General features: G+C 50.3%; 24 protein-coding genes and 5 tRNA genes. 25 read left to right on the top strand and 4 right to left on the bottom strand.

Translation table 11 applies throughout. The features are described 5' to 3' along the window. Positions 1-64: 64 nt before the first annotated feature. Positions 65-1,774: a sortase gene (locus tag ACR0QE_RS00255; RefSeq protein ID WP_432626386.1), complete on the top strand. Its 1,710-nt coding sequence runs from the start codon at positions 65-67 to the stop codon at positions 1,772-1,774. 38 nt (positions 1,775-1,812) lie between these two features. Here ACR0QE_RS00255 and ACR0QE_RS00260 read toward each other — a convergent pair whose 3' ends face one another. From ACR0QE_RS00260 to ACR0QE_RS00275, 4 genes are read right to left on the bottom strand one after another with little or no spacing between them, the layout of a single operon-like run. After that, positions 1,813-2,487, bottom strand: a complete 675-nt coding sequence (locus ACR0QE_RS00260; protein ID WP_432626387.1) for a Crp/Fnr family transcriptional regulator — start codon at positions 2,485-2,487, stop codon at positions 1,813-1,815. A gap of 36 nt (positions 2,488-2,523) precedes the next feature. Further along, entirely contained in the window at positions 2,524-3,561 is a 1,038-nt protein-coding gene (locus tag ACR0QE_RS00265) for an ATP-binding cassette domain-containing protein (RefSeq protein ID WP_432626388.1), read from the bottom strand. Then, entirely contained in the window at positions 3,558-4,259 is a 702-nt protein-coding gene (locus ACR0QE_RS00270) for a GTP-binding protein (RefSeq protein WP_432626389.1), read from the bottom strand. Before ACR0QE_RS00270 ends, ACR0QE_RS00265 begins: the two co-directional genes overlap by 4 nt. After that, positions 4,256-5,455 (bottom strand): ABC transporter substrate-binding protein, encoded by a 1,200-nt coding sequence (locus ACR0QE_RS00275; protein WP_432626390.1) that lies wholly within the window; start codon positions 5,453-5,455, stop codon positions 4,256-4,258. Before ACR0QE_RS00275 ends, ACR0QE_RS00270 begins: the two co-directional genes overlap by 4 nt. Before the next feature lie 219 nt (positions 5,456-5,674). Here ACR0QE_RS00275 and ACR0QE_RS00280 point away from each other — a divergent pair, with 219 nt between their 5' ends. From ACR0QE_RS00280 to ACR0QE_RS00395, 24 genes are all read left to right on the top strand, one after another. After that, complete coding sequence (locus tag ACR0QE_RS00280) at positions 5,675-6,598, top strand: nucleotidyltransferase family protein (RefSeq protein ID WP_432626391.1); 924 nt, start codon at positions 5,675-5,677, stop codon at positions 6,596-6,598. Continuing rightward, positions 6,591-7,349: an exodeoxyribonuclease III gene (locus tag ACR0QE_RS00285; protein ID WP_432626392.1), complete on the top strand. Its 759-nt coding sequence runs from the start codon at positions 6,591-6,593 to the stop codon at positions 7,347-7,349. Before ACR0QE_RS00280 ends, ACR0QE_RS00285 begins: the two co-directional genes overlap by 8 nt. A gap of 280 nt (positions 7,350-7,629) precedes the next feature. Further along, the gene (locus ACR0QE_RS00290; RefSeq protein WP_432626393.1) at positions 7,630-9,660 is read left to right on the top strand and encodes an alpha-amylase; all 2,031 of its coding nucleotides are present in this window, start codon (positions 7,630-7,632) and stop codon (positions 9,658-9,660) included. Between the two features lie 97 nt (positions 9,661-9,757). After that, complete coding sequence (locus ACR0QE_RS00295) at positions 9,758-10,033, top strand: HU family DNA-binding protein (RefSeq protein ID WP_177978410.1); 276 nt, start codon at positions 9,758-9,760, stop codon at positions 10,031-10,033. Between the two features lie 144 nt (positions 10,034-10,177). Continuing rightward, the gene (locus ACR0QE_RS00300) at positions 10,178-10,417 is read left to right on the top strand and encodes an RNA-binding S4 domain-containing protein (protein ID WP_118696143.1); all 240 of its coding nucleotides are present in this window, start codon (positions 10,178-10,180) and stop codon (positions 10,415-10,417) included. A 238-nt stretch (positions 10,418-10,655) separates the two neighbouring features. Continuing rightward, positions 10,656-11,051, top strand: coding sequence for a hypothetical protein (locus ACR0QE_RS00305; protein WP_432626394.1), 396 nt, complete (start codon positions 10,656-10,658; stop codon positions 11,049-11,051). Between the two features lie 49 nt (positions 11,052-11,100). Then, positions 11,101-11,667 carry an RNA polymerase sigma factor gene (locus ACR0QE_RS00310; protein WP_432626396.1) on the top strand — a complete coding sequence of 189 codons (567 nt, stop codon included), beginning with the start codon at positions 11,101-11,103 and terminating at the stop codon, positions 11,665-11,667. After that, entirely contained in the window at positions 11,664-12,320 is a 657-nt protein-coding gene (locus ACR0QE_RS00315) for a hypothetical protein (RefSeq protein WP_432626397.1), read from the top strand. Before ACR0QE_RS00310 ends, ACR0QE_RS00315 begins: the two co-directional genes overlap by 4 nt. Positions 12,321-12,775: 455 nt before the next feature. Continuing rightward, entirely contained in the window at positions 12,776-13,408 is a 633-nt protein-coding gene (locus tag ACR0QE_RS00320) for an ECF transporter S component (RefSeq protein ID WP_432626398.1), read from the top strand. A 129-nt stretch (positions 13,409-13,537) separates the two neighbouring features. Next, the gene (locus ACR0QE_RS00325) at positions 13,538-14,497 is read left to right on the top strand and encodes a P1 family peptidase (RefSeq protein ID WP_432626400.1); all 960 of its coding nucleotides are present in this window, start codon (positions 13,538-13,540) and stop codon (positions 14,495-14,497) included. 76 nt (positions 14,498-14,573) lie between these two features. Next, complete coding sequence (yabP, locus tag ACR0QE_RS00330) at positions 14,574-14,858, top strand: sporulation protein YabP (RefSeq protein WP_177978414.1); 285 nt, start codon at positions 14,574-14,576, stop codon at positions 14,856-14,858. Continuing rightward, positions 14,855-15,292: a spore cortex biosynthesis protein YabQ gene (gene yabQ / locus ACR0QE_RS00335; protein WP_432626401.1), complete on the top strand. Its 438-nt coding sequence runs from the start codon at positions 14,855-14,857 to the stop codon at positions 15,290-15,292. Before yabP ends, yabQ begins: the two co-directional genes overlap by 4 nt. 4 nt (positions 15,293-15,296) lie before the next feature. Next, complete coding sequence (locus tag ACR0QE_RS00340; protein WP_432626403.1) at positions 15,297-15,620, top strand: septum formation initiator family protein; 324 nt, start codon at positions 15,297-15,299, stop codon at positions 15,618-15,620. Positions 15,621-15,674: 54 nt separating this feature from the next. Then, positions 15,675-17,078 (top strand): SpoIIE family protein phosphatase, encoded by a 1,404-nt coding sequence (locus tag ACR0QE_RS00345; protein ID WP_432626404.1) that lies wholly within the window; start codon positions 15,675-15,677, stop codon positions 17,076-17,078. Positions 17,079-17,144: 66 nt separating this feature from the next. Next, positions 17,145-18,638 carry a tRNA lysidine(34) synthetase TilS gene (gene tilS / locus ACR0QE_RS00350; RefSeq protein ID WP_432626405.1) on the top strand — a complete coding sequence of 498 codons (1,494 nt, stop codon included), beginning with the start codon at positions 17,145-17,147 and terminating at the stop codon, positions 18,636-18,638. Further along, entirely contained in the window at positions 18,628-19,155 is a 528-nt protein-coding gene (gene hpt, locus ACR0QE_RS00355) for a hypoxanthine phosphoribosyltransferase (protein WP_432626406.1), read from the top strand. The genes tilS and hpt overlap by 11 nt, the downstream gene beginning before the upstream one ends. 25 nt (positions 19,156-19,180) lie before the next feature. After that, the gene (gene ftsH / locus ACR0QE_RS00360) at positions 19,181-21,043 is read left to right on the top strand and encodes an ATP-dependent zinc metalloprotease FtsH (RefSeq protein ID WP_432626407.1); all 1,863 of its coding nucleotides are present in this window, start codon (positions 19,181-19,183) and stop codon (positions 21,041-21,043) included. 505 nt (positions 21,044-21,548) lie between these two features. After that, a complete protein-coding gene (locus ACR0QE_RS00365) occupies positions 21,549-23,612 on the top strand; it encodes a glycoside hydrolase family 13 protein (RefSeq protein ID WP_432626408.1) in 2,064 nt (687 codons plus the stop codon). A 172-nt stretch (positions 23,613-23,784) separates the two neighbouring features. Further along, positions 23,785-23,866 (top strand) — tRNA-Tyr (locus ACR0QE_RS00370). A 30-nt stretch (positions 23,867-23,896) separates the two neighbouring features. After that, a tRNA-Leu gene (locus ACR0QE_RS00375) sits at positions 23,897-23,982 on the top strand. Positions 23,983-24,002: 20 nt separating this feature from the next. Further along, positions 24,003-24,075, top strand: a tRNA-Phe gene (locus ACR0QE_RS00380). Positions 24,076-24,103: 28 nt separating this feature from the next. Further along, positions 24,104-24,174 (top strand) — tRNA-Gly (locus ACR0QE_RS00385). Between the two features lie 80 nt (positions 24,175-24,254). Then, positions 24,255-24,327 (top strand) — tRNA-Gly (locus tag ACR0QE_RS00390). Between the two features lie 127 nt (positions 24,328-24,454). Next, the gene (locus ACR0QE_RS00395; protein ID WP_432626409.1) at positions 24,455-25,462 is read left to right on the top strand and encodes a leucine-rich repeat protein; all 1,008 of its coding nucleotides are present in this window, start codon (positions 24,455-24,457) and stop codon (positions 25,460-25,462) included. Positions 25,463-25,509: the final 47 nt, after the last annotated feature.

Genomic DNA, 25,509 nt, shown 5'->3' on the forward strand with positions numbered 1-25,509 from the left:
AAAAAGCGGAAAACGAAAGAACCGTGTGATTGGGGATAAGGGGTTTAAAAAGAAGGTGGGGAAAATGAGAAGAATCATGACGCTTTTAGCAGGGGGAGTGTGCGTGGGAATTCTGTGTGTGATGATATTTTTCCACGTGCAGGGATCACAGGCGCTGGCGATGACACAGAATTTAGAAAAAGAAAAAGGACAGGGGACGGGGACTGTGATTCTGGAGTACGGCAGAGAAAAGCCGATTCAGCAAGCCATCTTTTGTATTTTTCAGGTGGCGGAGAAAACAGAATCGGGAAGCTATGTGAGGAGAAAAGAGTTTCAATCCTGTCCGGTACAGATTGATTTTGAGGAGAGTTCATGGTGGCGCGAGACGGCGGAGACACTTGAGATTTATGTGACGCGAGATCGGATAACTCCTGCTCTGCGAGGGGTGACAGATCTGAATGGGCGATTGAAATTTGAGAATCTGGGTGAGGGGATTTATCTCATTGTCGGAGAGAAGAGGACAGAGGGGCTGAAAACGTATATTCCAGAACCGATTTTGACGAGGATTTCTCTTGAGTCTGGGGATGAGACGCATTTGCCAGGGCGTGTGGTAGTGCATCCAAAGTACCGCGAGGAGGAAAACGCGCCCTCAAAGCAGAGAGATCGAGATGACTCCCCAGAAAAAGTCAGATTGAGGGCAGTAAAAATCTGGGATGGACAGACGAAAAACGGAAGCCGGGAAAACGAGAAAGAGGATCATGGAAATCAGGACCATCCGGAAGAAGTTGTGATTGAGCTTTTGAGAGACGGTGTGATTACAGAGCGCACGGTGTTGTCGGAAAAAAATCAGTGGAGCTGTGTGTGGGAAAATCTGGATGCGGAAAGTTCATGGAAAGTGGCGGAGGAGGTTCCGGAGGGATATGTGGTTTCAATCCGGCAGGAGGGGGAGACGTTTCTTTTGACAAATCGGAGGGAGAATCGGGAACTGGAAGAGACGGAGACAAACCCGGTGGAAGAGCCGGAACAGCCGAAATCCGAGCGGCTGCCGCAGACGGGAAACTCCTGGTATCTGGCAGGGATTTTTGGTCTGGCAGGAATCTTTTTTTGGGCGGTTGCGGGATGCCTGAAAAAAGCGGAAACCGGGGGAAAGAGATGGTGGAGAGTCAGATGGATTCTGCGTTTTTTTGGCGCATGCGGTGTGATTGTGTCCGGAGTGTTTGCAGGGAAAAATGCATATGAAGAAATCCGGGCGTGGAATCATGTCAGAGAGAGCCAGAACGAGATGGGATTTGCGGAGAAGACGAACTCTGCTGGAGAACACCGGAATGTGGAAATGGCAGATGGCGACAGCGCTGCACTTCCGCTCTATCTGCTGGATCTGGAGCGGAAAATGCCGGAAAAAGTGATTGATGGAGCGGGATATATCGGGATGCTGGAGCTTCCCACATTGCAGCGGGAACTTCCGGTGATGAGTGTGTGGACGGAAAAGAATCTTCAAAAGGCTCCGTGCAGGTATTCAGGGTCGGCATATATGCAGAATCTGGTGATTGCCGGTCATAATTACAGGGCTCATTTTTCGGGGATCGGAAATTTGAAAAAGGGGGACTCGGTGATTTTCACAGATATGGACGGGAACCGCTTTTTCTATGAAGTGTCGGAGATAGAGATTCTGGATGCACAGGAGACGGAGAGAATGACAGAGAGCTGGTGGGCGCTGACGCTCTTTACCTGCACGGCAGGAGGCAAACAGCGCATTGCGGTGCGCTGTGACGCTTCGGTGGTGCAGGGAGAGTGATAAAAAGAAAACGGGAGGGACAAAGAATGAATTCTGCGCTACATGATTTCTTGAAGTGCGGAAAGATCTGTGATGCGGATCTTACGCTTTTCGAGAGAGATCAATCCGTCAGCCTGCATATTTGAGAGCTCTCTTGAAAGGGAAGGGCGGGCAACCCCGAGGTAATCCGCCATCCGTTCCCTGTTCATGGAGAAGACATAAGAAGGATCGCCGTGACTGTTTTGGAGGAGCATGCGGGCAATCTTCTGGCGGAGAGAGGCACCGGAGATGATGCGGATTTTCTGGTTCAGGTAATAGGCTTTTCCGGCAAAGACGGGAAGCAGATTTGCAATCAGGCGATAACTGAATGAATTCTGGTTTACGGCGTTCGCATCAAAAAAAGATTTTGGAATCTGCAAAACCTCGGAATCGGAGCCTGCCTGAGCGAAATAATCATATTCCTTTTTGTTCAGGAAGAGGAAAATCTCCCCGAACATCTCTCCGTGTTCCTGAAACGTGGCGACGATGTTGCGTTTGCCGCTGAGAGAGTCGTTCCCGATGACGACCGAACCTGAGAGCAGAACCATCATGTAGCGGGGCAGTTCTCCCTGATGAAAGAGATAGGAATCTTTTGGACAGGAAATGATGCGGGACTGGCTGACTAAAAGGCACTCCTCGATTTCTGCCTCCGACATTCCTGAAAAGAGAGGACACTGATTCAGATCAAATTTCATAGATAAAATCCTTTCGTGTTTCGATGTTATTTAATTTCAGGCATTCTCTTTCTGCATGAGATCGAGTTTCAGGGAAAGACCCTGCCGCAGCTGCTGGCGCGCATTTCCCATCAGGGCATCGAGTTCTTCCAAACGTTTCAGGAGTTCTTTCTCCTCGGGTGTTGTGGAGAGAACTTTGTGGATTCCGCCGTTCTGGATCACAATTCTTCGATCTGCCATCAGTGCGAGCAGCGGATCGTGAGTTGCCATCAGGACAATTTTATCCTGGGATACAAGAACATCCAGTGCCTTCTTGCGGTCAATTCCGGCATTTTCAATCTCGTCGATCAGGACAATCGGGGAGGCACTTAAAATAGCGGTGTCAGCGATCATCAGTGCGCGGGACTGGCCACCGCTTAAGGCAGTGACCGGGGTGTCGGCAGTGAAGGATTCGCCGGCAAGCTGATTGGCGGCTTCTAAGATCTGTTCTGCGATTTCTTTGCTGTTCTCAATCATGCGGCTCTGTGCGTGGAGTTCGAGAAATTCGCCGGCTTTTAAATCCATGACAAAGTTCATGTTCTGGGAGAGCTGAGCGACCAGCTTGTTGTTTGCGGAGTAGCGCCATTTCGGGTCAGGGCGTTCTCCGTTGATTCGGATGCTGCGGCCGGTCGGAGTATCATTCTGGGCGGCCCACTCAATGTCTGCGAGCAGACGGCTCTTGCCGGAGCCGGTCGGCCCGACAATCGAGATGATCTGTCCCGGAAGAATCGTGAGCTCATCAAATCCCTCCGGGGTGTTGCTCTTGTCAGTTCCCGGGAGAATCGTGAGGGAGCGGACTTGATTTTCTGTCTGGATTCCGAGAAATTCCGCCATCTGGTGAAGGTAGGTGTCGAACAGGGATGGAAGTCCGGCGCAGTCAAGTGCCTTCTCCTCGATTTCGTCCGGGTCAAGCTGCGACAGATACTCAGAAAAAGTCAGGGATTCGAACCCCTTTGGGTCGAGTCGGTTCTGGAGAAAGAACTCTTCTGCAAACGGGTATCGCTCAAGCAGTTCTGCGATGGGGTATCGGTCGATAAGATTTGATTTTGCGCTCATTCTTCGTTCTCCTTCCAATCCATTTTTCGGCTGTTTCCCAACTGGAATTTTTCACCGATTCTTCTCTCACCGAGACAGTAGGAACACATTGCGGACGGCATCGAGAATCGAAGCTTCATTCCCTGGACACTCTCGATGTTCTGCTCTTTGCTGCAGAGCAGGGTGCCAAGTTCATGTGCGCCCTGACCGCTTAAACCATTGACATGGATCACCATTGCGCGCGGGTTGACAGCGCTGACGCGGGCGGCGAAGACTTCCCTCTCGGCCTGGGAGACGATATCGCCCTTGGTGATGACTACGATATCAGCCGATTTGAGCAGAGGCCCGATCTTTTTTGGTGTATTGATTCCGGACAGGTTGTCGATGACGCAGACTCCTGTGATTTCCTCGAGGTAGGGGGAACAGCGGTTGCAAAGACCAGCCGATTCTGTGATCAGAAGATCAAGTCCCTCGCGGTTGCCCCAGTTTACGACATCCTCGATGTTTGAGGCAAAGAAGTGATCCGGGCAGAGACCGCCGGAGAGTCCTTTTTTGACTGGGATGCCGGCTTTCTCATACAGAATGTCATCGTCTGTGAACAGGCAGTCGAATTTTACAACGCCGACTTTTTTGCCTTCCGCCTGAAAGGAGGCAATCGTCTTTAAGATCACAGAGGTCTTGCCGGAAGAGGGCGGACCAGAAAAAATAATCAGATTCATTTTGTTTCCTCCGATGCTTCAAAAAAGATGCGCTCTGTCTCTTTTAAGAGAGAGCCGATATCGTGTGAATAGATGAAATCCCAGCCTGGCCAGAGGAAGGTCTGATCCGGAGAGAGGCCATTGTCGACATCCGGGTGTGCGGAAGGGAATTTTCCTCCGGCACAGAATACTTCGCCCATCTCTTTGGAGGCGAGATAGGAGATGAATGCCTGGGATTTCTCGGCAGATGCGGCTTTGCTCAGCAGAAAAATCGGACTTAAGACAGCGCCGTCCGATGGCCATACGGGGGTCAGTGCGCTGTTGTCACGGTTCATCAGCGTGAAAAAGTATGGCATGACAGTGACGGCAGGACCGAGAGCACTTTTTGATTTTGTTCCGGTCTTTACCATCTCTGCGGGATGCATCGCGCTCATTAAATTGCGTCCGAGGGCGCGAATTCCGTCCTCGCCGTAGTGGCTGTAAATGCCGAGCAGCAGAGCATTGAAGAGATCGAGATCTCTGACCGGCATGGCGATGGAATCCTCAAATTCTGGGGAGAGCAGATCACTCCAGCTCTTTGGGAAAGCCCTTCCATTCAGAGCAGACTCATTTACCATGAAGACGGCGGGAACGGCTGCGAGGATGGAGTACTGTCCTTTCGGATCTTTCAGCTGAAGCTGTTCGTTGTCAAAACAGGAATTGAGTTTCTTCATTCCGGTTAAATCGGCGAACACTCCGGCATCGCTGTAGTGGCCGAGAAGACTGCGGTCGAAGAAGAGACCGAATCCGGCTGACAGATAAATGTCCGCGAGATCGTCGGCACTTTTGCTGTTTTTCACCTGCTCCTCGATGTGGTCGAGTCCCATGCTTGCCGCCTGAAGATCGCAGCTGACCTTAGCGTGATGTTCTTCGATCCAGGCATTCAGTTTTTCGGTCAGCTGGATGCGGATCGGGCAGGGGAGCACGCCGGTCACGCGGAGGGCGTCCGGATTTTCACGGGTGTGACGGATCACATCCACGAGCGCCTGCTCAGATTTTTCCAGATCGAGATGGCGGGTCTTCAAAGCCATTTCGAGAGAGACGGAACGCCCCATAAGTTTTCGCAGGGCATCATTTTTGAGAGATTCATAGCCCATCTTGACGAGAGGATCGATCAGTTCCGGATACTGCTCGGTGATGTTGTAAACTTTATCAGTAAGAGAAAAATATGGATTCAAGATGATTTCCTCCTTTATCATTCATTGTTGTTTCAATGCCTCAAAGATTTCATTAGTGTTTTTACTATACGCATTCTAGCAGAAAAAATCCAGAACGTAAGTAACAAATGTTACGGAAAATTTTCGCTGATTTTGGGGAAAAGATGAAATTGCTATTTTTCATTACTTATGTTATAGTGAAAATCAGAGAAAGCAATACACGGAAAGGAAGAAAAGACAATGAGAGACACAACTCTGGTTATTATGGCAGCCGGAATCGGAAGCAGATTTGGCGGCGGAATCAAGCAGCTCGCACCGGTAGGACCGAACGGAGAGATCATCATGGATTATTCCATCCATGACGCACTTGAGGCCGGATTCAATAAGATCGTTTTCATCATCCGCAAGGATCTGGAGAAAGATTTCAAGGAAATCATCGGAAACAGAATCGAGAAGGTAGCAAAGGTAGAGTATGCATTCCAGGAGCTTGATGAGCTTCCGGAGGGATATTCCGTACCGGCAGGCCGCACCAAGCCGTGGGGAACCGGCCAGGCAGTTCTTTGCGCAAAGGATCTTGTCAAGGAGCCGTTCCTTGTAATCAATGCAGATGACTACTACGGCAAAGAGGGATTCAAGAAGATCCATGATTACATGGTAAATGAGATGGATCCGGATGCAGATCCGTATGATATGTGCATGGGCGGATTCATTCTGGAGAATACCTTAAGCGACAACGGAACCGTAACCCGTGGTGTCTGCGAGGTAAATCCGGACGGAACTCTGAAGGATGTAACAGAGACTTTTGAGATTCAGTGGAAGGACGGCGTTCTTCAGGCAGTTGATGGCAAGGGAAATCCGGTTACCGTAGATCCGCATCAGCATGTATCCATGAATATGTGGGGCCTTCCGCCGAAGTTTTTCGATGAGCTTGAGAGCGGATTCCCGAAATTCCTCGACAACATCGAGGAGGGAAATCTGAAGGCTGAGTATCTGCTTCCGACGATCATCGACCAGATGATCAAGAGCGGACGTGGTTCTGTAAAGGTTCTTGAGACTCGCGACAAGTGGTTTGGTGTGACTTATCAGGCAGATAAGCAGACAGTAGTGGATTCCATCCGCAAACTGATCGCAGATGGCGTTTACAAGGAGCATCTGTATGACTAAACTGATTTCCTGGAATGTCAACGGAATCCGTGCCTGTGTGGGCAAGGGATTCTTAGACTTCTTTCAGGAGGCGGATGCAGATATTTTCTGTCTTCAGGAGACAAAACTTCAGGAGGGACAGATTAATCTGGAACTGCCCGGGTATCATCAGTACTGGAATTATGCAAAGAAAAAGGGATATTCCGGAACTGCGATGTTTACCCGAACAGAACCGCTTTCGGTGATGTACGGAATCGGTGTTGAGGAGTATGACGGAGAGGGACGTGTCATCACGGCAGAATTTCCGGAGTACTATGTGGTGACCTGTTACACGCCGAATTCCCAGAGTGAATTAGCCCGTCTGGACTATCGAATGGGATGGGAAGACGCATGGCTTTCGTGGCTGAAAAAGCTCGAGGAGAAGAAGCCGGTGATCTTTTGTGGCGATCTGAACGTGGCACATACGGAGATTGACCTGAAAAATCCGAAGACGAATCGAAAGAATGCCGGATTTACCGATGAGGAGCGCGAGAAATTTACTCGCCTTCTCGACGCAGGCTTCATCGACACATACCGCTACTTCTACCCGGATCAGGAGGGCGTCTATTCCTGGTGGTCTTATCGCTTCAAGGCGAGAGAGAAAAATGCGGGGTGGAGAATCGATTATTTCTGCGTCTCAGAATCTCTGAAAGATCGTCTTGAGAGTGCGTCGATTCATACAGAGGTGCTGGGATCGGATCACTGTCCGGTAGAATTGAATCTGAAGGAATAGCAGTTTCTTATCAGGAAAATCCTGTACTTTGAGTGAGAAATCTGCTAGAAAACGGAGATTTCAAATGGGCCGTCATAAAACAGCGAAAACAGTGTGATCTGTGTGCCGTTTTGTGACTGCCCTTTTTTTCTATAAAAGTAATCCCACTGGGATAGGGCTTTGTGAATAGCCTTAAGCCACTTATCGTAGCCTTCCAGAAACCACGCCTGATGGCGTAGGAAACGGAGACTTCAGACGTGGTAATTCATAAATTTTATGAAAAGAAGGGGGGAGACTGGGGATGCATTCATTTAAGATTGACAGCAGTGCGAGGGGAGATACGGTGCTGGGACTTACAAGGATAGATGGAGGAATCCGTGTGGCAGTTGCAGTCGATGCGGAGGAATGTGCGCTGCTTCTGTATCTGCCGGGATCTCATACGAGGCAGAAAGAAGAGAAGAGAGAAGCAGTGCGAATTCCATTTCCGAGAGAGGGACGAACCGGAAATGTCTGGGCGATGACGGTTCTCGGGGAAGATTTAGACCGCTATGACTATGTGTTTGAGGCGGATGGAGTCCGTTTTGAGGATCCTCATGGGCGTGCATTTAAGGGACATGAGCGCTGGGGAAAGAAAGAGCTTGGGGACCTCTTGCTGAGGACACCGGTATCTTTGCCGGAATTTGACTGGGAGGACGACAAGCGTCCTGAGATTTCTTATGAGGATATGATTGTCTACCGGCTCCATGTGCGCGGATTTACACGTCATGCATCCTCCGGTGTCGAGGATCGGGGAACTTTTATGGGAATTGCGGAAAAAATCCCATATTTAAGAGAACTCGGCGTGACGACGGTTGAGCTGATGCCGTCCACGGAATTCAATGAGGTGATGATGCGTCCGGTCCAGATCCCATGCCGCTATCAGGAGAGTAAAAAATCCAATCCGGCAGTTATGGAGGCGGATGGGCGTCTGAATTACTGGGGATACGGACCATCGTTTCTGTTTGCGCCGAAGGCATCCTATGCGGGAAAGGGGAGAAATCCCGTCACGGAATTCAAGACTCTTGTAAAGACGCTGCACCGGGAAAAGCTTGGCATTGTGACGGAACTCTTCTTTACCGGTGAGGAAGCACCTGCCGATGTGCTTGAGGTGGCGAGATTCTGGGTGAGGGAATTTCATGTCGATGGACTTCATATCAGTGGAACTGCGCCGATTGCGCTTCTCGCCTCTGATCCCTATCTTGCCGACACGATGATCTGGGCGACGAGCTGGGACGGAGTTGAGATTGCGGGAAGCGGGCCAAAGAAAGACGCAAAGACCGATCCGTTTCTGAGAAGACTTGCGGAGAGCCGGATTATGAAACAGAGGCTTGCGGATGCGGGCATATCGCAGGAGAAAACGGAGAGAATAGAAAGAAGACGGCGGACGCGGCTGCTCGGAGAGTGCAATGACGGTTTCCTCGTTGATATGAGACGGGTTCTCAAGGGCGATGAAGGCCAGATGGGAGCGCTCGCATTCCGCAGCAGAAGAAATCCCGAGACGTTCGGTGTACTGAATTACATGGCATCGAACAATGGATTTACGATGGCGGACATGGTTTCCTATGATCAGAAACACAATGAGGCGAATGGGGAAGAAAACCGCGACGGAACGGACTACAACTGTTCGTGGAACTGCGGGGCAGAGGGACCGGTGCGCAGAAAGAAGATCCGCCAGCTTCGAAAGAAACAGCTGAGAAATGCCGTTCTGCTTCTGATGCTGAGTCAGGGAACTCCGCTTCTGCTTGCCGGAGACGAATTCGGCAACTCCCAGGATGGAAACAACAATGCCTATTGTCAGGACAATGAGATTTCATGGCTGAACTGGAATAACCAGAAGACGAATGCCGATCAGCTTGAGTTTGTGAAACGCGCGATTGCATTCCGAAAAGAGCATCCTGTTTTTCATCAGCCGACAGAGCCGAAACTCATGGACTCACTTGCCTGTGGTCAGCCTGACGTCTCCTACCACGGGGTGAGTGCGTGGAAACCGGAATTTGACGGCTTCCGGAGACAGTTCGGAATTCTTTACTGTGGGGAGTATGCGAAGAAGCCCGACGGAAAACCGGACGATCCGTTCTTTGTCATTTACAATATGCACTGGGAACCGCACGAATTTGCCCTTCCGACGCTGTCAGCAGGAAAGAAATGGCATGTGGTATTTCAGACCGCCGATGAGGCTCAGAATGGCTTCTATGAGGCGGGAAAAGAGCCGGAACTCAAGTCCCAGAAAAAGTTTATGGCACCCTCGCGGAGCATTGCCGTGTTTATCGGAAAAACGGTGGAAAAACCTTGACAAAGCAGGGCAAAACAGATATAAATGGAAGAGTACATTTTTTATATAAGATAGTAACCTGAAACGGTACTATGGACCATTCTAGGAGGAAATGATAATGAACAAGACAGAATTAGTTGCAGCAGTAGCAGAGCAGGCAGGCCTGTCCAAGAAAGATGCAGAGGCAGCAGTAAAGGCATTTACTGATGTTGTTTCTGATGCACTGAAGAAGGGAGACAAGATCCAGCTGGTTGGTTTTGGTACTTTTGAGGTATCTGAGAGAGCAGCAAGAGAGGGCAGAAACCCGAAGACTGGCGAGAGCATGAAGATCGAGGCTTGCAAGACCCCGAAGTTCAAAGCTGGTAAGGCTCTGAAGGATCTGGTAAACGCATAATCTGAGTAACACTTTTTTGAGGATCGGTAACTAAAACTTTTTTAGTGAAAATACGAAAAATGTGAAAATAATTCCCCCTATAATGCGACTAGCGCTGTAGGGGGAATTTTGTCCATTTATAAGGAAAATATAAGGAGAAGAACTATGCGCCTGGATAAGTATCTGAAAGTGTCCCGTATCATCAAGAGAAGAACGGTGGCAAACGAGGCATGTGACAGCGGACGCGTGATGCTCAATGACAAAGTGGCGAGAGCCAGCGCAGAGGTGAAAGCCGGCGATGTGATTGAGATTGCATTTGGCAACAAATCGGTCAAGGTGCGCGTGACGAGCGTTCAGGAAACCATTCGCAAAGAAGATGCGAAAGAGATGTTTGAGTATCTGTAAGATATGGATGAGAGGGAAAAGTTCAGTGGTTTAAAGGCAGCAATAGATACCTGAAATCACTGGACTTTTTTTGTTTCATAGGAAATTGCGTCTTTCCATACCTGTTTTTTGCAGGTTACAGCTTTTGGGTAAAAAGTTAAAAAAAATAAAAAACGATGCAACGAAGAGGACAGAAAAGCTTACTTGATAGGTGAAGGGACAAAAAACAGATTCATTTATCACAGATGGAGGTAAGCTTATGAAAAAAACAAATTCTCTTGGTATCATGATGGCGGCACTTATGGCGGTTTCTATGACGGTGGTTACGGGATGTTCCAACCACCCGGCAAATGATGAGACGATGACGGTTCAGACGATCGCGCATGATGATTCGAAGGTGACTTCTTACAAGCCGGCAATCAACTTTGAGGGAAAGGTTTCTTCCGTGGATGGCCAGGTCATCACGCTCGAGGACGGCAAGAAAATTCTGATTACAGAGGATACAGGGTTTGGAGGAGATCCGGACACGAACAACGAGGTGAGCCGGGAGATCCTGCCGGGCAATTTCATTCAGGGCTACACGGACGATCAGCCGGAACAGGATGAAGTGACGGCGGTTCAGATCTGGACGAATACTCCGGAAACTGAAAAATAGCCGGAAATCAAATTTCACAGGGAAAACGGAAATACAGGAAGAAAGCAAAATGGGAAGGATAACAGACAAAGAAATTGTGGAGCTGTACTGGAAGAGGTCGGAGGAGGCGATTGCGTGCACGATCCGGCAGTACGGTGCCTATCTGATGAAACTTTCTTTGAATATTTTAAGCATATGGGAGGAGGCGGAAGAATGTGTCAATGAGAGCTACTTTTCTGCCTGGAATCAGATGCCGCCGGATCGGCCGCTGCGGCTTCTTCCCTATCTGGGGAGGATTGCAAGATGCCTTGCCTTAAACCGCTATGATTATTTAAGTGCGAAGAAAAGGGATCTGTCTTTTTCGGTGCAGCTCTCAGAACTGGAGGAATGTCTGACACATGGGAATTCCACGGAACAGCAGTATGAGGAGCGGGAGGTCGCGTCTGCGATCTCCACGTTTTTGCGGACTGAGGATGAGGAGTCCAGAAATATGTTTGTGCGCAGATACTGGTACTCGGATTCCGTGAAAGAGATTGCGGACCGATATGGCGTGACGGAGAGCAAGGTGAAGTCCCAGCTGTTTCGCGTCAGAGGACGCCTGAAAGAATATCTGGAAAAGGAGGGATATGTTCTGTGAATGCAAAAGAGTTGTATCGCACAATCGGAGAGATTGACGATGATCTGATCCTCGATGCCGAGAAACAGCCGGTGAAAAAAACGGAAAAAAAGAAAAATATTATTCGGCTGTGGCCGCTTTTGTCGGCGGCCTGCATCTGTCTGATCTGTCTGTCTCTGTATCACCTTCGTTTTGGGACATCCGTGTACTGGAATGAATCGATGGGAATGTCCTCTTTTAAGACAGAAATTTCGGCGGATGCTGTTTGGCAGGAGATGTCGATGGAGGAAGCTGTGGAATATTATCAGCTGGGTGAGATTCCGCAAAATCTTGACGGCCATTTGAAGCAGATGACACCGCTATCTTTTGCGGTCTATAAAGATGCGGGAGGGGCAGTCGTCTATGACCAGAATCAGATCTGGTATCGGGATGAGGCGAGAAACCAGGTTGTGAGCCTCACTCTGTCTCGAATCACGCAGACGCCACCGGCAGTGGAAAATGCAAAAATTTCCCGCATTCAGGGAATGAAAGTGACGCTGACGAAGGCGGATGACAGCGGGGATCTGCCGGTTTACGGTGCGGAATGGAAGAAGAATGGGACAACAATTCTGGTGAGCGCAAATGGATTTACAGAGGAGGAGTTTCTGTCTGTGATCAGAGAAATAGGAAAGTGACTGTGGGATTGTCTTTTCAGAAAAACTTGCTGTTTTAAAGATTTGTGTTATAGTAAGAGAGAACCGTTGCGAATGAACGTTATTCTTAGGAAAATGTATCACTGTCAGTCGGGATGAAAAATTCTTAACTACGAATGAAATGACCTTAATGACTTCTTCAGATGATTCCAAGACAGCATGTACAACATGTACAGACCTTTTGAGGCTGTAACGGGATGTGTGGATGCGAGAATGTTTTCTTTGATGAAAAGATCTGAAGAGATGAGTGGTGATGAGAATTTTGTATACAAAATCCAGTTTAAAACTGCGTGATTCATGATGGATGATTCCTTTTATTTATTCTTGAGATTCGTTTATTCCTTGTATCCCCGAAAAACAAAATATTCTGAAAAACAGGGGAACGCCCCGCAGATTTGTGGTGCGCCGTTTTATCAGAGCAAAAGGAGAACAAAAAAATGAAAGCAGTCACAAAAACTTCCGTTACTCTTGAACAATCCCGTTCCCGGACTTCCTTTATGGTGAAGCTGGCGATGATGGTTGCCATTATCTTTGTCATGGCATTCTCTCCGCTTGGATACCTCAGAACCCCGGGACTTACGATTACATTTCTCACGGTGCCGGTTGCAGTTGGAGCGATCATTCTCGGACCGAGTGCAGGTGCAGTCTGCGGCGCTGCCTTCGGTATGACCAGCATGATCATGGCACTGACCGGTGGTTCCGCGTTCAGTGCGGCACTTCTTCAGATTAATCCGTTTGGACTTTTATTTACTCTGCTTGTTCCGCGTATTCTGGAGGGATGGCTTTGCGGTCTGATCTTCCAGGCAGCAAAGAAAGTATCTAAAAACGGTGCGTTTGTCCTGGCAAGCCTGTCCTGCCCGCTCCTCAATACCCTGCTCTTTATGAGCTCTCTGGTATTGTTCTTTTACAACACGGATTACATCCAGAACCTTGCTTCCGGTCTCGGAGCCGCAAACCCGTTCATCTTTGTTGTCCTGTTTGTAGGAATCCAGGGTGCGATCGAGGCGGTTGTCTGCACGCTGCTTGGAAGCGCAGTGTCGAGAGCGCTGGCAGTTGCATTAAAGAAATAAAAACAGAAACACAGCGCAGAAGCAAGAAAAAAGCGAGAGGAGCGTGCCCGAATCTGTATGACGCAGGGGCATGCTCCTTTTTTTGAATTTTGTTTAATAGAAATAAAAACGAGAGAAGAGGGAATGAATATGAAACTGAGTTCTTTGGTAAAAGAGATTCCGATCACAAAAATGCAGGGACTTCGCATCGGAAATGCGCAGAATTTTGAGGCGATGACGGGAGTCACCGTCCTGATTTTCGATGAGGGAGCAAAAGTTGGAACGGACATCAGCGGCGGCGGTCCGGCATCGAGAGAGACTCCGCTGACTTCCCCGATCACAGCGGATAATCCGATCAATGCGATTGTATTGTCCGGCGGTTCTGCCTTCGGTCTTGCAGCGAGTGACGGTGTGATGCGTTATCTCGAAGAGCATGAGATTGGATATGAGACTGGATTTGCAAAAGTTCCGCTTGTCTGCCAGTCCTGTATCTATGATCTCGGAATCGGCCGCTCTGACATCCGCCCGGATGCAAAGATGGGATATGAGGCATGCGAGGATGCCAAGTTCAATCATCCGGCAAGCGGCTGTATCGGGGCGGGAACAGGAGCGAGTGTCGGAAAAATCTGTGGAAGAGAGTATGCGACAAAGACGGGAATCGGAATCTGTGCAGTTGAGATCGGAGAGCTTCAGGTGGCGGCAGTTGTCGTGCTGAATGCGCTCGGGGATATTTTTGACCCATCGACCGGAGAGAAAGTGGCAGGTCCGAAACTGCCGGGGATGGATGGCTTTGCGGATTCCAGAGAGGAGCTCTACAAACTCAGCATGAAGACGGACCTTTTTACCGGAAAAGGTGGAAACACGACGATCGGTGCAGTCATCACAAACGGAGAATTTTCCAAGGCAGAATTAAATAAGATCGCATCGATGACGCGCTGCGGATATGCGCGCTGCATCAACCCGGTCGGAACGATGGCAGACGGAGATTCGATTTATGCGGCGTCGATCGGCAAGGTTTCCGCAGATTTGAACATGGTGGGAACACTGGCGGCGGAAGTCATGGAGCAGGCGATTCTGACAGCTGTGCGAGAGTCTGCAAAAGCACAGTAAAAGTGCAACAGCAGAATCTGTACTCAAAGCACCGGATTTCCCATATACTGAAATCAGGAAAAGGAGATCTGCTGTCATGGAAGAAAAGAAGGAAATCCGCTCTCACTCCTGCCTGATGTCGAATCGAAACAGTGTGGCGCTGACCGGGGTGAGGGAGGTCGTCTCGTTTGACGAGAATCAGGTGATTATGGATACAGACCTCGGACTTTTGACGATAAAGGGGAAAGATCTTCATGTGAGCCGGCTGACGGTGGAAAAAGGGGAGGTCGACGTCGACGGAACCGTGGATCAGCTCATCTACTCCTCGAATGAGGCTTACCGGAAAGAGGGGCAGTCTCTTCTCGCCCGCCTTTTCCGATGATTGGGAAGAGTCTTGCGGGGCAGATCCGTGTGATCGTGATGCTGAAATTGTTTGAACTGTCTGGAATGTCAGGCACACGATTTAGTGAAGCCGTTTTTCACGAGGCGCATGCGTGCTGGCGCAGTCTGCTGGCCGGAATCCTGTTAATGATGCTCTATGATCTTTTGCGTCTGTTTCGTCTTCTCGTGAAGCACAGCGCGGGAATGGTGGGGGTGGAAGATGTGATTTACTGGGTCTTTGCCTCTCTTGCCGTGTTCGGCCTTTTCTATCTTGAAAATGACGGGGCTCTTCGATTTTATATGATTGGCGCCGTAGCTTTTGGGATGATTCTGTATGACCGGATTGTCAGCACAAATTTTTTTAGAGTATTGAAAAAGGCAGGGAGATGCTTTAGAATAAAGATACGAAAAAAAACACAGAGACAGAGCAGGTGATGAAATGGGCAGGCGTAAGCATGTGCGCAAGAAGAAAGACCGGTGGAGCAATCGCCTTGCAATCATCGGAATCACCGTGGTTGTGGCGAGTCTTGCTTTTGCAGTGAATGTGAAAAGCACGTCGCTAAAACAGAAAGATCAGAGCTATCAGGTAAAAGAAGCGTCCTTAATAAAGCAGAAAGAGCAAGAAGAAGAACGCGCGAAAGAACTGGAAGAGCAGCGAGTCCTTGTACAGACAAAAGAGTATATACGAAAAATTGCAAAGGAAAGACTTGGGCTTGTTGATCCGGATGAGATCGTTTTGAAACCGTCCGAGAAGAAAGAGTGACCGGGCATAGAATCCTCTCCCGCCGCATATAATGTGGCTTAGGAGGGGATTTTTGTGTGGAAACGGGAACGACGCCGGGACATGGCGGATGTAAATATCTATACGGCGGGGAAACTGAGCGGAATGGCGCGTTCTCTGGGACTTTTGGCGCGTTCCTGCCTTGATGGCATGGAGGGAGAGAAGGGGCTGACGCGGGAGGATGCCCTTGCGGCGATGCAGATGTCGGCGGCGATGGTCTGTGGATCGTGCAGCCGCTGCAATCTTTACAGCAGCAGTGAGAAATCAGACAGCTATTACCTCTATTACCTGCTCCGTGCGTTTGAGCAGAAGGGGGAGGTGGGGGAGGAGGACATGCCCCGCCTTTTCCTTGAGACGTGCAGGAGAAAAGAAGATTATATGGCGCAGCTGAACCGGAATTTAGGGCGCGCCACGATGAATCTCGAGTGGAAAAACCGTTTTCTCGAGAGCCGGGACACCGTCATGGTGCAGTTTCGGGAGCTTGCGGTGATTCTCGACGAGTTTGCCCAGCAGATGGAGGCGGCAACCGACGTGACGGCGGCAAAGGAGGAGGCGGTGCGCCGAAAGTTTCGTCTTCATCGCATCGGGGTGGAAAATATGCTTCTTCTCGAGTATGAAAATCATCAGCGGGAGGCGTATCTGACTGTCCGCGCGCTCGGAAACCGCTGTGTCACGGCGAGGGAGGCAGCGGAACTGTTCGGCGAGGCGGTCGGCGGAAGCTGGTATGCGCCGCCGGACACGAGAACGCTGATCAACCGCCAGAGCGCATCGATCCGGTTTGCGGAGGCGGGGCAGTACCAGATGAGATACGGCACTGCGCGGATTCCGAAACAGGGAGAGACGGTCTGCGGGGATAATTATATCTGGTCGGAACAGGTCCCGGGGCAGGTGATTCTGGGGCTGTCCGATGGGATGGGAAGCGGAAGCAGGGCCGGAGCGGAGAGCGGGAAGATTGTGGAGCTGCTCGGGCAGCTCTTGGAGACAGGATTTTCTGCCCGTGCGGCGATGAAGATGGCAAATACGGTTCTGCTTCTGACGGGAACCCAACAGCATCCCGCTACGCTGGATCTCGCCTGTGTTGATCTTCACAATGGCGTTCTGGAAGCAATGAAGATGGGCGCAGTTGCGACTTTTGTGCTCAGCGATGGAAAGGTGGAGATTCTCGAGGCGGGGGAACTTCCGGCAGGGGTTCTGCCGGGGGCGGAGCCATCCCTGCTGTCTCGAAAACTCTGGGATGGAGACTGGATTGTGATGATGACGGACGGGGTTTTAGATGCCTGTCCAGGTGTATACAAAGAACAAAGTATGCAGGGGTTTCTCGAGGAGATTCCCGCAAAGAGCCCGCAGGATCTCGCGCAGCGGGTTCTCGACTTTGCAGTGCGGGAGGGATGCAGGGATGATATGACTGTGTTTGTGGCGGGAATCTGGAAAAAGCAATAACAAACAATAACAAACAACAACAAATGAAGAGGTGTCGTGGCGGACAGAAGAGGAGAACAGGCAGGTATGCAAAATAAAGTGATTCGATTTATCAGGGAGACTCATATGCTGGAGCCGGGAGACCGGGTGATTGCGGCAGTGTCGGGAGGGGCGGATTCGATCTGCCTTCTGTCGATTCTGAATCAGCTTCGCACGGTGCTTCCGGTTTCTGTTCGTGTGATTCATGTTCATCACGGTCTGAGAGGAGTTGAGGCAGATCGGGATGAGGCGTGGGTGCAGGAGGTCTGCGGGCGTATGGAGATCCCGTTTTTTTCCGTTCACAGGGATGTTCGTGCCTATGCAGGCGAACATGGAATGTCGGAGGAGGAGGCAGGACGTGTCCTGCGCTACGAAGCCTTTGAACAGATGGCGAGAGAGTGGGATGAGGAGAACTGCAAACTTCATTTGATTGAAAATTCCACAAATGGCACAAGCTTTGCAAAAATAGCGCTCGCCCATCATCAGGAGGATCAGGCGGAGACGATTCTTCACCATCTGCTTCGCGGAAGCGGACTTCGAGGATTGTCTGGGATGCATCCGGTGCAGGGGCGCAGAATCCGTCCGCTTTTGTGTGTGGGCAGGGAGGAGATCCGGGAGTACTTAAAGAGAGAGAAACTCTGCTGGTGCGAGGATTCGACAAACGAGTCCGGCGATTACACGCGTAACCGGATCCGCCGTGAACTGCTTCCGATGATGGAAAATCTTGTGAATGCGCGGGCGCAGGAAAATCTTCTGCACGCAGGAGAGCTGTTTGCGCAGGCGGATGCGTACCTCGAGGAACAGGCGCTCGCAGTGTGGAGACGTGCCGGGAGAGAAGACGGAAAAGGGGAGGCAGAAGCGCCGTCTGGTGCAGCAGCTGGAATTGCGCTTGACGAATTTCGCGCGCAGCAGCCGATTATCCGTTCTTATCTGATCCGGATTCTTCTCGATCACGCGCAGCCGGGATGGAAGGACATCACAAGACGCCATTTTGACAGTCTTGACCGTCTTGCTTTCGGATCGGTCGGAGGCAGCGCGGATCTTCCGGGAGATCTGCGTGCACAGACCGGCTACCGTTATCTCTGGATCTGCAAATTCTGTGAGAGCAGCAGAGCAGAGACACAGGAAGTTCGGGAAAATTCAGACAGAAGTGGAGAAATTTCTGCGGAGAAAATTCCGGAAGAAAAGAGAGTTCCGAATCTTCAAATGCGGATTTTTCCACATGAAAAAGGTGCTGAATTTCCGAAAAACCTGTATACGAAATGGTTTGATTATGATAAAATTAAAACTGCACTTTCGGTACGTTTTCGAGAAGAAGGGGATTATCTGAGCATTCCGGGCGGAAAAAGAAAGACAGCAGCCCGATATATGATTGACGAGAAAATTCCGAGGCATCTGCGCGATCAGATTCCGCTTCTTGCCGAGGGCAGTCATGTGCTCTGGGTGATCGGGTACCGGATCAGCGAATATTATAAGATTACGGATGATACAAAAACGGTATTAGAGGTAACACTGGACGGAGGAGAAAGAAATGGAAGATAAGATTCGTGTTCTTTTGACGGAAGAGGAAGTAAATAAGAGAATCAGTGAGGTTGCAGAGCAGATCAGCAAGGATTACGAGGGAAAGAGTGTTCATCTGATCTGTGTGCTCAAGGGTGGAGTTTTCTTTACCTGTGAGCTGGCAAAGCGCCTGACGGTTCCGGTATCGTTAGACTTCATGTCTGTTTCCAGCTACGGGGACGACACGAAATCAAGCGGTGTAGTCCGCATTGTAAAGGATCTCGATGAGCCGCTTGCAGGCAAGGAAGTTCTGATCGTGGAGGATATCATTGACTCTGGACGCACCCTGTCCTACCTGATTGAAGTGCTCAAGCAGAGAGGACCGAAGAGCATTCATCTGTGCACCCTTCTCGACAAGCCGGAGCGCCGTGTGAAGAAGCAGGTCAAGGTGGATTACACCTGCTTTACGATTCCGGATGAGTTCGTTGTTGGATACGGACTGGATTATGCTCAGAAATACCGCAATCTGCCGTTTATCGGTGTGGTAGAGCAGCAGTAGGACGGTAGTAAGGAGGACTTGATAAGTGAAACAACAGACGTATCGAGGCACCGGGCTTCTGGTGCTTCTGCTGCTGATCGCAGCTCTGTTTTTGATTCGTCTGCCGGGACAGAATGAGCAGGGAGAACTGAGCAGTCAGCAGTTTGAGCAGGTTCTTGACGGCGGCGGAGTTCAGATGCTTGTGATCCATCAGAATGAGCAGGTTCCGACGGGACGTGTTCAGATTCAGACGAGTGATGGAAGACAGTATGAGACTTATGTCTCCGATGTCAAGAAGACGGAGGAGATGCTTCAGGACAAGGGAATTGATTTCACGATCCAGAATGTCTCCCAGAGCAGCTACTGGATGAGCGTGATCTTCCCGGTTGTGCTGTCAGTCGGCGGAGTTGCACTGATCATTTTTATGATGAATATGCGTGCCGGAGCGGGCGGCGGCGGAACGAATGCCAAGATGATGAATTTTGGAAAGAGCCGTGCGCGCATGACGCACAACAGCAATGTGACGTTCAAGAATGTCGCAGGTCTTCAGGAGGAGAAGGAAGATCTCGAGGAGATGGTGGATTTCCTGAGAAATCCACAGAAATATACCGGAGTCGGAGCGAGAATTCCGAAGGGTGTCATCCTTGTGGGACCTCCTGGAACCGGTAAGACTCTGCTTGCAAAGGCAGTCGCAGGAGAGGCGGGAGTTCCGTTCTTCTCAATCTCCGGTTCTGACTTCGTGGAGATGTTTGTCGGTGTCGGTGCCTCCCGTGTCCGCGACCTGTTCGAGGACGCAAAGAAGAATGCACCGTGTATCGTCTTTATCGATGAGATCGATGCCGTTGCACGCCGGAGGGGAACCGGTATGGGCGGCGGCCACGATGAGAGAGAGCAGACGTTAAACCAGCTCCTTGTGGAGATGGATGGTTTCGGTGTCAATGAGGGAATCATCGTGATGGCAGCGACAAACCGTGTCGATATTCTGGATCCGGCAATTCTTCGCCCGGGCCGTTTCGACCGCAAAGTCGCAGTCGGTCGTCCGGATGTGAAGGGACGTGAGGAGATCCTCATGGTTCACTCGAGAGAGAAACCGCTTGCCGAGGATGTGGATCTTAAGCGCGTTGCCCGGACGACGTCTGGATTTACAGGTGCAGATCTCGAGAACCTGATGAATGAGGCGGCAATCCTTGCGGCGAGAGAGAACCGCAGCTATATCCGCCAGAGCGATATTGACCGCTCGTTTGTAAAAGTGGGAATCGGTGCGGAGAAGAAGAGCCGTGTGATTTCCGACAAGGAGAAGAAGATCACAGCTTACCACGAGTCCGGCCATGCGATCCTCTTCCATGTGCTTCCGGATGTCGGACCGGTGCACACCGTCTCGATCATCCCGACCGGAGTCGGTGCAGCAGGCTACACGATGCCGCTGCCGGGAGACGATGAGATGTTCAACACCAAGGGCAAGATGCTTCAGGACATCATGGTATCTCTTGGCGGACGAATCGCTGAGGAGATCATCTTTGAGGATGTGACGACCGGGGCCTCCCAGGATATCAAGCATGCGACGAAGATTGCACGTGCGATGGTGACGCAGTATGGAATGTCTGAGAAGATCGGCATGATCGATTACGGAACGGACGACGATGAAGTGTTTATCGGACGGGATCTCGCCCACACCAGAAGCTACGGGGAGGGAGTTGCCTCCGCGATCGACAGCGAGGTGAAACGGATCATCGACGAGTGTTACAAGAAAGCGAAGGACATCATTCTTGCACATCGCGACGTCCTTGACAGCTGCAGCGCACTGCTGATCGAGAAGGAAAAGATCGGTCAGGAAGAGTTTGAGGCACTGTTTGACAACCGGGATAAGGTGCAGGCAGATGCGCCATCGAAAGTGAACTTAGAGAAGTAAGAATACGAGTAAGAGAAGGTGCATCAGGGACCAGGCAAGCCGGAGTGGACGGGAATGAATGACAAAAACCGACAAAGTGCACAAAAAAAGTTTTAAAATTTGTGCATGTTTGTGCACACTTCGGACGAGGTTTATGGTACTATAATTAGCGTAAACCCCCCAATACATTATATAGTTTTTTGCTACACCCCATAAGAAACGAAATACCTTCTCCTGAAAGAGCCAGCTACCCCGCTGGCTCTTTCGCATTTCTGGATTTTTCCATTCCATTCAACTCAACGTTCTATGTTCTATATTTTTCAGATGCTTTTAAATCATTGTGGTGATTTGTGGATTGCAATTTATGAATGATAATTTATGGATGACGATCGGATACTGCAACTTATTTTCTGGTTTTGGAAAAAGAGTTGTAAGTTTTCTGATAATTGGATACAATAGTAGAATAGCAGAAAGGCATGATTTGCCAGATAGTGGAAAAATTTGATTGAAAGTGATGAGTAGAAGAATGATGGCAGAAGAAAAGAAAATAAATGAACGGGCATTATTTGCAGACGAGACACAGGATTACCGGATGCCGGAGGAACCGGATGCGGGAGATGCGGTGAACCTGCGGTTTCGGACGGCAAAGAACGATGCACAGCAGGTGTTCTGTGTGATCGCGGAGAGCGGAGAGCGTCTCGAGATGGAGAAAACCGCCTCAAATGACCGGTTCGATTTCTTTCAGACGACGATGACGGTCGCAGATTCTGTCATTCATTATTATTTTGAGGTGAAGGGGCATGCAAATACCCGCTTCTTCGGATGTCTCGGAGCCGCAAAGTATGCGGATATCTGCGGAATCTTTACGATCACTCCGGGATTTCACACTCCGGAGTGGGCGAAGGGGGCCGTGATGTACCAGATCTTTGTGGATCGTTTCTGCAACGGGGATCCTGACAACGATGTAAAGGAGCGTGAGTACGTCTATATCGGCCGTCCGGTTCACAAAGTGGAAAACTGGGAGCAGAATCCGTCGACGATGGATGTCGGCTGCTTTTACGGCGGGGATCTCAAGGGTGTCCGCGATAAGCTCGATTATCTTCAGTATCTTGGTGTCGAGGTCATTTACTTTAACCCGCTCTTTGTCTCCCCGTCCAACCACAAGTATGACAGCCAGGACTATGAGCACATTGATCCGCATTACGGAGTCATTGTGAAGGACGGCGGGGATCTTGTCGCAGAGAATGCAGTCTCGAATGAGAATGCGACCTGTTACCAGAGGCGGAGTGCGGACCCGGCGAATCTCACGGCGAGCGACAAACTTTTTGCCGACCTCGTGAGTGAGATGCATAAGAGGGGAATGCGCGTGATCATCGACGGGGTCTTTAATCACTGCGGTTCTTTCAACAAATGGCTTGACCGGGAGAAGATTTACCTGCACCAGGGCGGATATGAGACGGGCGCCTATTTAAGCGCGGACAGCCCTTACCGCAGTTTCTTTCACTTCAATAATGAGCACGCATGGCCGGACAACGGAAGTTATGACGGCTGGTGGGGCCATGACACGCTTCCGAAGCTCAACTATGAGGAGTCCCCGAAACTGTATGAGTATGTGATGCGGATTGCGCGCAGATGGGTCTCAGAGCCGTTCTGTGTCGATGGATGGCGTCTTGACGTGGCGGCTGATCTCGGCCACAGCGGGGAGTATAATCACAAGTTCTGGAAAGATTTCCGTGCCAATGTAAAGAAGGCAAATCCGGAGGCCGTGATTCTCGCGGAGCACTATGGAGATCCGAGCAGCTGGCTTCAGGGCGACGAGTGGGATACCATCATGAATTATGACGCATTCATGGAGCCGCTGACATGGTTTCTGACCGGAATGGAGAAGCACAGCGATGGTTCCAACAGTGCGCTCTATGGGGACGGAGAGAGCTTCTTCCGCTCCATGCATTACCACATGAGCAGGATGCAGGGGCAGTCTGTGATGACATCGATGAACCAGCTCTCCAACCATGACCACAGCCGTTTCCTGACGAGAACAAACCAGATGGTTGGGCGAATCGGAACGATGGGGGCGGACATGGCGTCTGTCGGTGTGAATTACGGGGTCTTTCGTGAAGCCGTTATGGTGCAGATGACCTGGCCGGGCGCACCGACGCTGTATTACGGAGATGAGACGGGAGTCTGCGGCTGGACAGACCCGGATAACCGAAGAACATATCCGTGGGGACATGAGGATTTTGAGCTGATTGAGTATCATCGATACATGATTGATCTGCACAAGCGTCTTCCGGCGCTCCGAAGAGGTTCAGTCAAGGAACTTCTCGCAGACCGCCAGCTGATCGCTTACGGGCGGATGCGCGGGGAAAATAAGTGCGTGATCGTCATTAATAACCGAAGAGACAGCCGCGTGGTGCACGTCCCGGTCTGGGAACTTGGAATTTCGGATGAGGAGACACTGACAAGAATGATGCTCTCGCACGCGCAGGGCTACAACGCCGGACAAGTTATATATCATGCGGAAAACGGTGTGCTCACGCTGGAACTTCCGGCAAACAGCGGAATTTTGCTGACAACCGGGCGGTATTAGATCTCTGCGAGCGTCGGCTTGAATACTGTAATGGCAGCAGATTTTGTCGATTTGGAATGCAAAATATCGGCAAAATCCGTTGCTGTTGAACAAGTGACAAGAATTTTGAAAAAAACACTTGATTTTTTGAAAAATCCATGATATGATTTTACTCGCTTGTTAAGGTCAGTATGGATGGGTTCCCGAGTGGCCAAAGGGGGCAGACTGTAAATCTGTTAGCTGTGCTTTCGGTGGTTCGAATCCACCTCCATCCATTCGCGAAGCATTTCGATGTGGAGCGGTGCGCCGTAGTGGCGGAACTGGCAGACGCACAGGACTTAAAATCCTGCGGGACTAATCTCCCGTGCCGGTTCGATTCCGGCCTACGGCATTTTGATCTTGACATGGCGGGCCTTGGTAGCTCAGTTGGTAGAGCAGAGGACTGAAAATCCTCGTGTCACTGGTTCGATTCCGGTCCAAGGCACTGAGGGTAACCTCAAGAGGCAGTATTTGCGGGCGTAGTTCAATGGCAGAACACCAGCCTTCCAAGCTGGATATACGGGTTCGATTCCCGTTGCCCGCTTCACGAAAAAAATTGTAAAAAAGAGTTGCAATTTTCGCAAAAGTATGATACAATTCATTTCGTTGAAAACAACAGCATATGCGCGAGTGGCTCAGTTGGTGGAGTACGACCTTGCCAAGGTCGGGGTCGCGGGTTCGAGTCCCGTCTCGCGCTCTATTAGAAGCGGATTCCGAGAATATCGGGGTCCGCTTTTTCGTTTCATAGAGAATAGAGAATTGAGAATTCAGATGTTGAGATGTTAGTTGTCAGATGAAGTGATGAAGTGAGGAAGACAGGGAAAATGGAAATCACATATTCAAAATGGAAAGAAGATCAGATTCAGATCGACAAGATTCCAGAGCCCGGAGCTGTGGTTCTGATTCCGGAGGAGGAAGAGGGACTTCCGGTTACAGCGCTCGGTGCTTATGTCTGCTCGGGCAGTGAGATCGAGGAGGTGCACATCCCGATTGGAGTGAAAAAAATAGGTGCCTATGCGTTCTATGGCTGTCAGCAGCTGAAGGCGGTTTACATGGGCGGGAGGGCGCTCGACCTCGGGACAGGGCTCTTTGCGGACACTCCATCGATGCAGTTTCTTGATTTTACGGAGTTTGAGGGGGAAAGATCCTGCTTTAAGGACATTCTCTCGGAGATCAGACAGACGCTTCGTGTCCGCGTTCACAGAGGAAATCAGGAGGCGCGTCTGATTTTTCCGGAATATTTTGAGGAGTCCGTGGAAAATACACCTGCGAGAATTCTTGTGACCGAGACGCACGGCTGCGGCCATCGCTATCGTTACTGCTTTGCAAACCGGGAATTTCAGTTTGCGGGATACGATGAGCTCTTTCCCCATGTAAAGGTTCAGGAGTCGGAGGAACTTGTGACAGAGCTTGCGATCGGCAGAATCCTCTATCCGTGGGGACTTTCCGAGAAACGCCGCCAGATGTATCTCGACTATGTGAGAGAACACTGGAAATGTGCGGGGACCCTGCTGATTCAGGCAGACAGCCCTAAGCGGAATCAGGCGACAAACTTAGAGCCCGGAGGGCTTCCATGGCTTGTCGAGAGCGTGCTTGCGGATACTCAGGATAATCAGGAAGGTGCCGGTAAAGAAAACAGCGGGAAGGATGAGCCGACGCTCACCCAGAAGCTGGCGGAGCTGATTGCGGTGGCGCAGAAGTGTGAGAACACGGAGATGGTCAGCTGGCTGATGAATTACCGCCATTTTCATGCGGACGGGCCAGAAACATCCGAACAGAAAGAAAATGCAGAGTCAAAGACGAGAGCACGCCGCCGCCGGTTTGAACTTTAGATTTCCGAAAAGATAAGAGTAAGATGATTAAGAAGATACGAGAGAGG

It is taken from the genome of Brotaphodocola sp. (assembly GCF_050873065.1).
Classification (GTDB): domain Bacteria; phylum Bacillota; class Clostridia; order Lachnospirales; family Lachnospiraceae; genus Brotaphodocola.

Coding starts and splice junctions, on each gene's coding strand:
- ACR0QE_RS00365 (WP_432626408.1), top strand. CDS start 21,549: ATGATGGCAGAAGAAAAGAAAATAAATGAACGGGCATTATTTGCAGAC.
- ACR0QE_RS00295 (WP_177978410.1), top strand. CDS start 9,758: ATGAACAAGACAGAATTAGTTGCAGCAGTAGCAGAGCAGGCAGGCCTG.
- ACR0QE_RS00265 (WP_432626388.1), bottom strand. CDS start 3,561: ATGAGCGCAAAATCAAATCTTATCGACCGATACCCCATCGCAGAACTG.
- ACR0QE_RS00325 (WP_432626400.1), top strand. CDS start 13,538: ATGAAACTGAGTTCTTTGGTAAAAGAGATTCCGATCACAAAAATGCAG.
- yabP (WP_177978414.1), top strand. CDS start 14,574: ATGGAAGAAAAGAAGGAAATCCGCTCTCACTCCTGCCTGATGTCGAAT.
- ACR0QE_RS00310 (WP_432626396.1), top strand. CDS start 11,101: ATGGGAAGGATAACAGACAAAGAAATTGTGGAGCTGTACTGGAAGAGG.
- hpt (WP_432626406.1), top strand. CDS start 18,628: ATGGAAGATAAGATTCGTGTTCTTTTGACGGAAGAGGAAGTAAATAAG.
- ACR0QE_RS00285 (WP_432626392.1), top strand. CDS start 6,591: ATGACTAAACTGATTTCCTGGAATGTCAACGGAATCCGTGCCTGTGTG.
- tilS (WP_432626405.1), top strand. CDS start 17,145: ATGCAAAATAAAGTGATTCGATTTATCAGGGAGACTCATATGCTGGAG.
- ACR0QE_RS00340 (WP_432626403.1), top strand. CDS start 15,297: ATGGGCAGGCGTAAGCATGTGCGCAAGAAGAAAGACCGGTGGAGCAAT.
- yabQ (WP_432626401.1), top strand. CDS start 14,855: ATGATTGGGAAGAGTCTTGCGGGGCAGATCCGTGTGATCGTGATGCTG.
- ACR0QE_RS00270 (WP_432626389.1), bottom strand. CDS start 4,259: ATGAATCTGATTATTTTTTCTGGTCCGCCCTCTTCCGGCAAGACCTCT.
- ACR0QE_RS00255 (WP_432626386.1), top strand. CDS start 65: ATGAGAAGAATCATGACGCTTTTAGCAGGGGGAGTGTGCGTGGGAATT.
- ACR0QE_RS00290 (WP_432626393.1), top strand. CDS start 7,630: ATGCATTCATTTAAGATTGACAGCAGTGCGAGGGGAGATACGGTGCTG.
- ACR0QE_RS00305 (WP_432626394.1), top strand. CDS start 10,656: ATGAAAAAAACAAATTCTCTTGGTATCATGATGGCGGCACTTATGGCG.
- ACR0QE_RS00280 (WP_432626391.1), top strand. CDS start 5,675: ATGAGAGACACAACTCTGGTTATTATGGCAGCCGGAATCGGAAGCAGA.
- ACR0QE_RS00320 (WP_432626398.1), top strand. CDS start 12,776: ATGAAAGCAGTCACAAAAACTTCCGTTACTCTTGAACAATCCCGTTCC.
- ACR0QE_RS00260 (WP_432626387.1), bottom strand. CDS start 2,487: ATGAAATTTGATCTGAATCAGTGTCCTCTCTTTTCAGGAATGTCGGAG.
- ACR0QE_RS00300 (WP_118696143.1), top strand. CDS start 10,178: ATGCGCCTGGATAAGTATCTGAAAGTGTCCCGTATCATCAAGAGAAGA.
- ACR0QE_RS00395 (WP_432626409.1), top strand. CDS start 24,455: ATGGAAATCACATATTCAAAATGGAAAGAAGATCAGATTCAGATCGAC.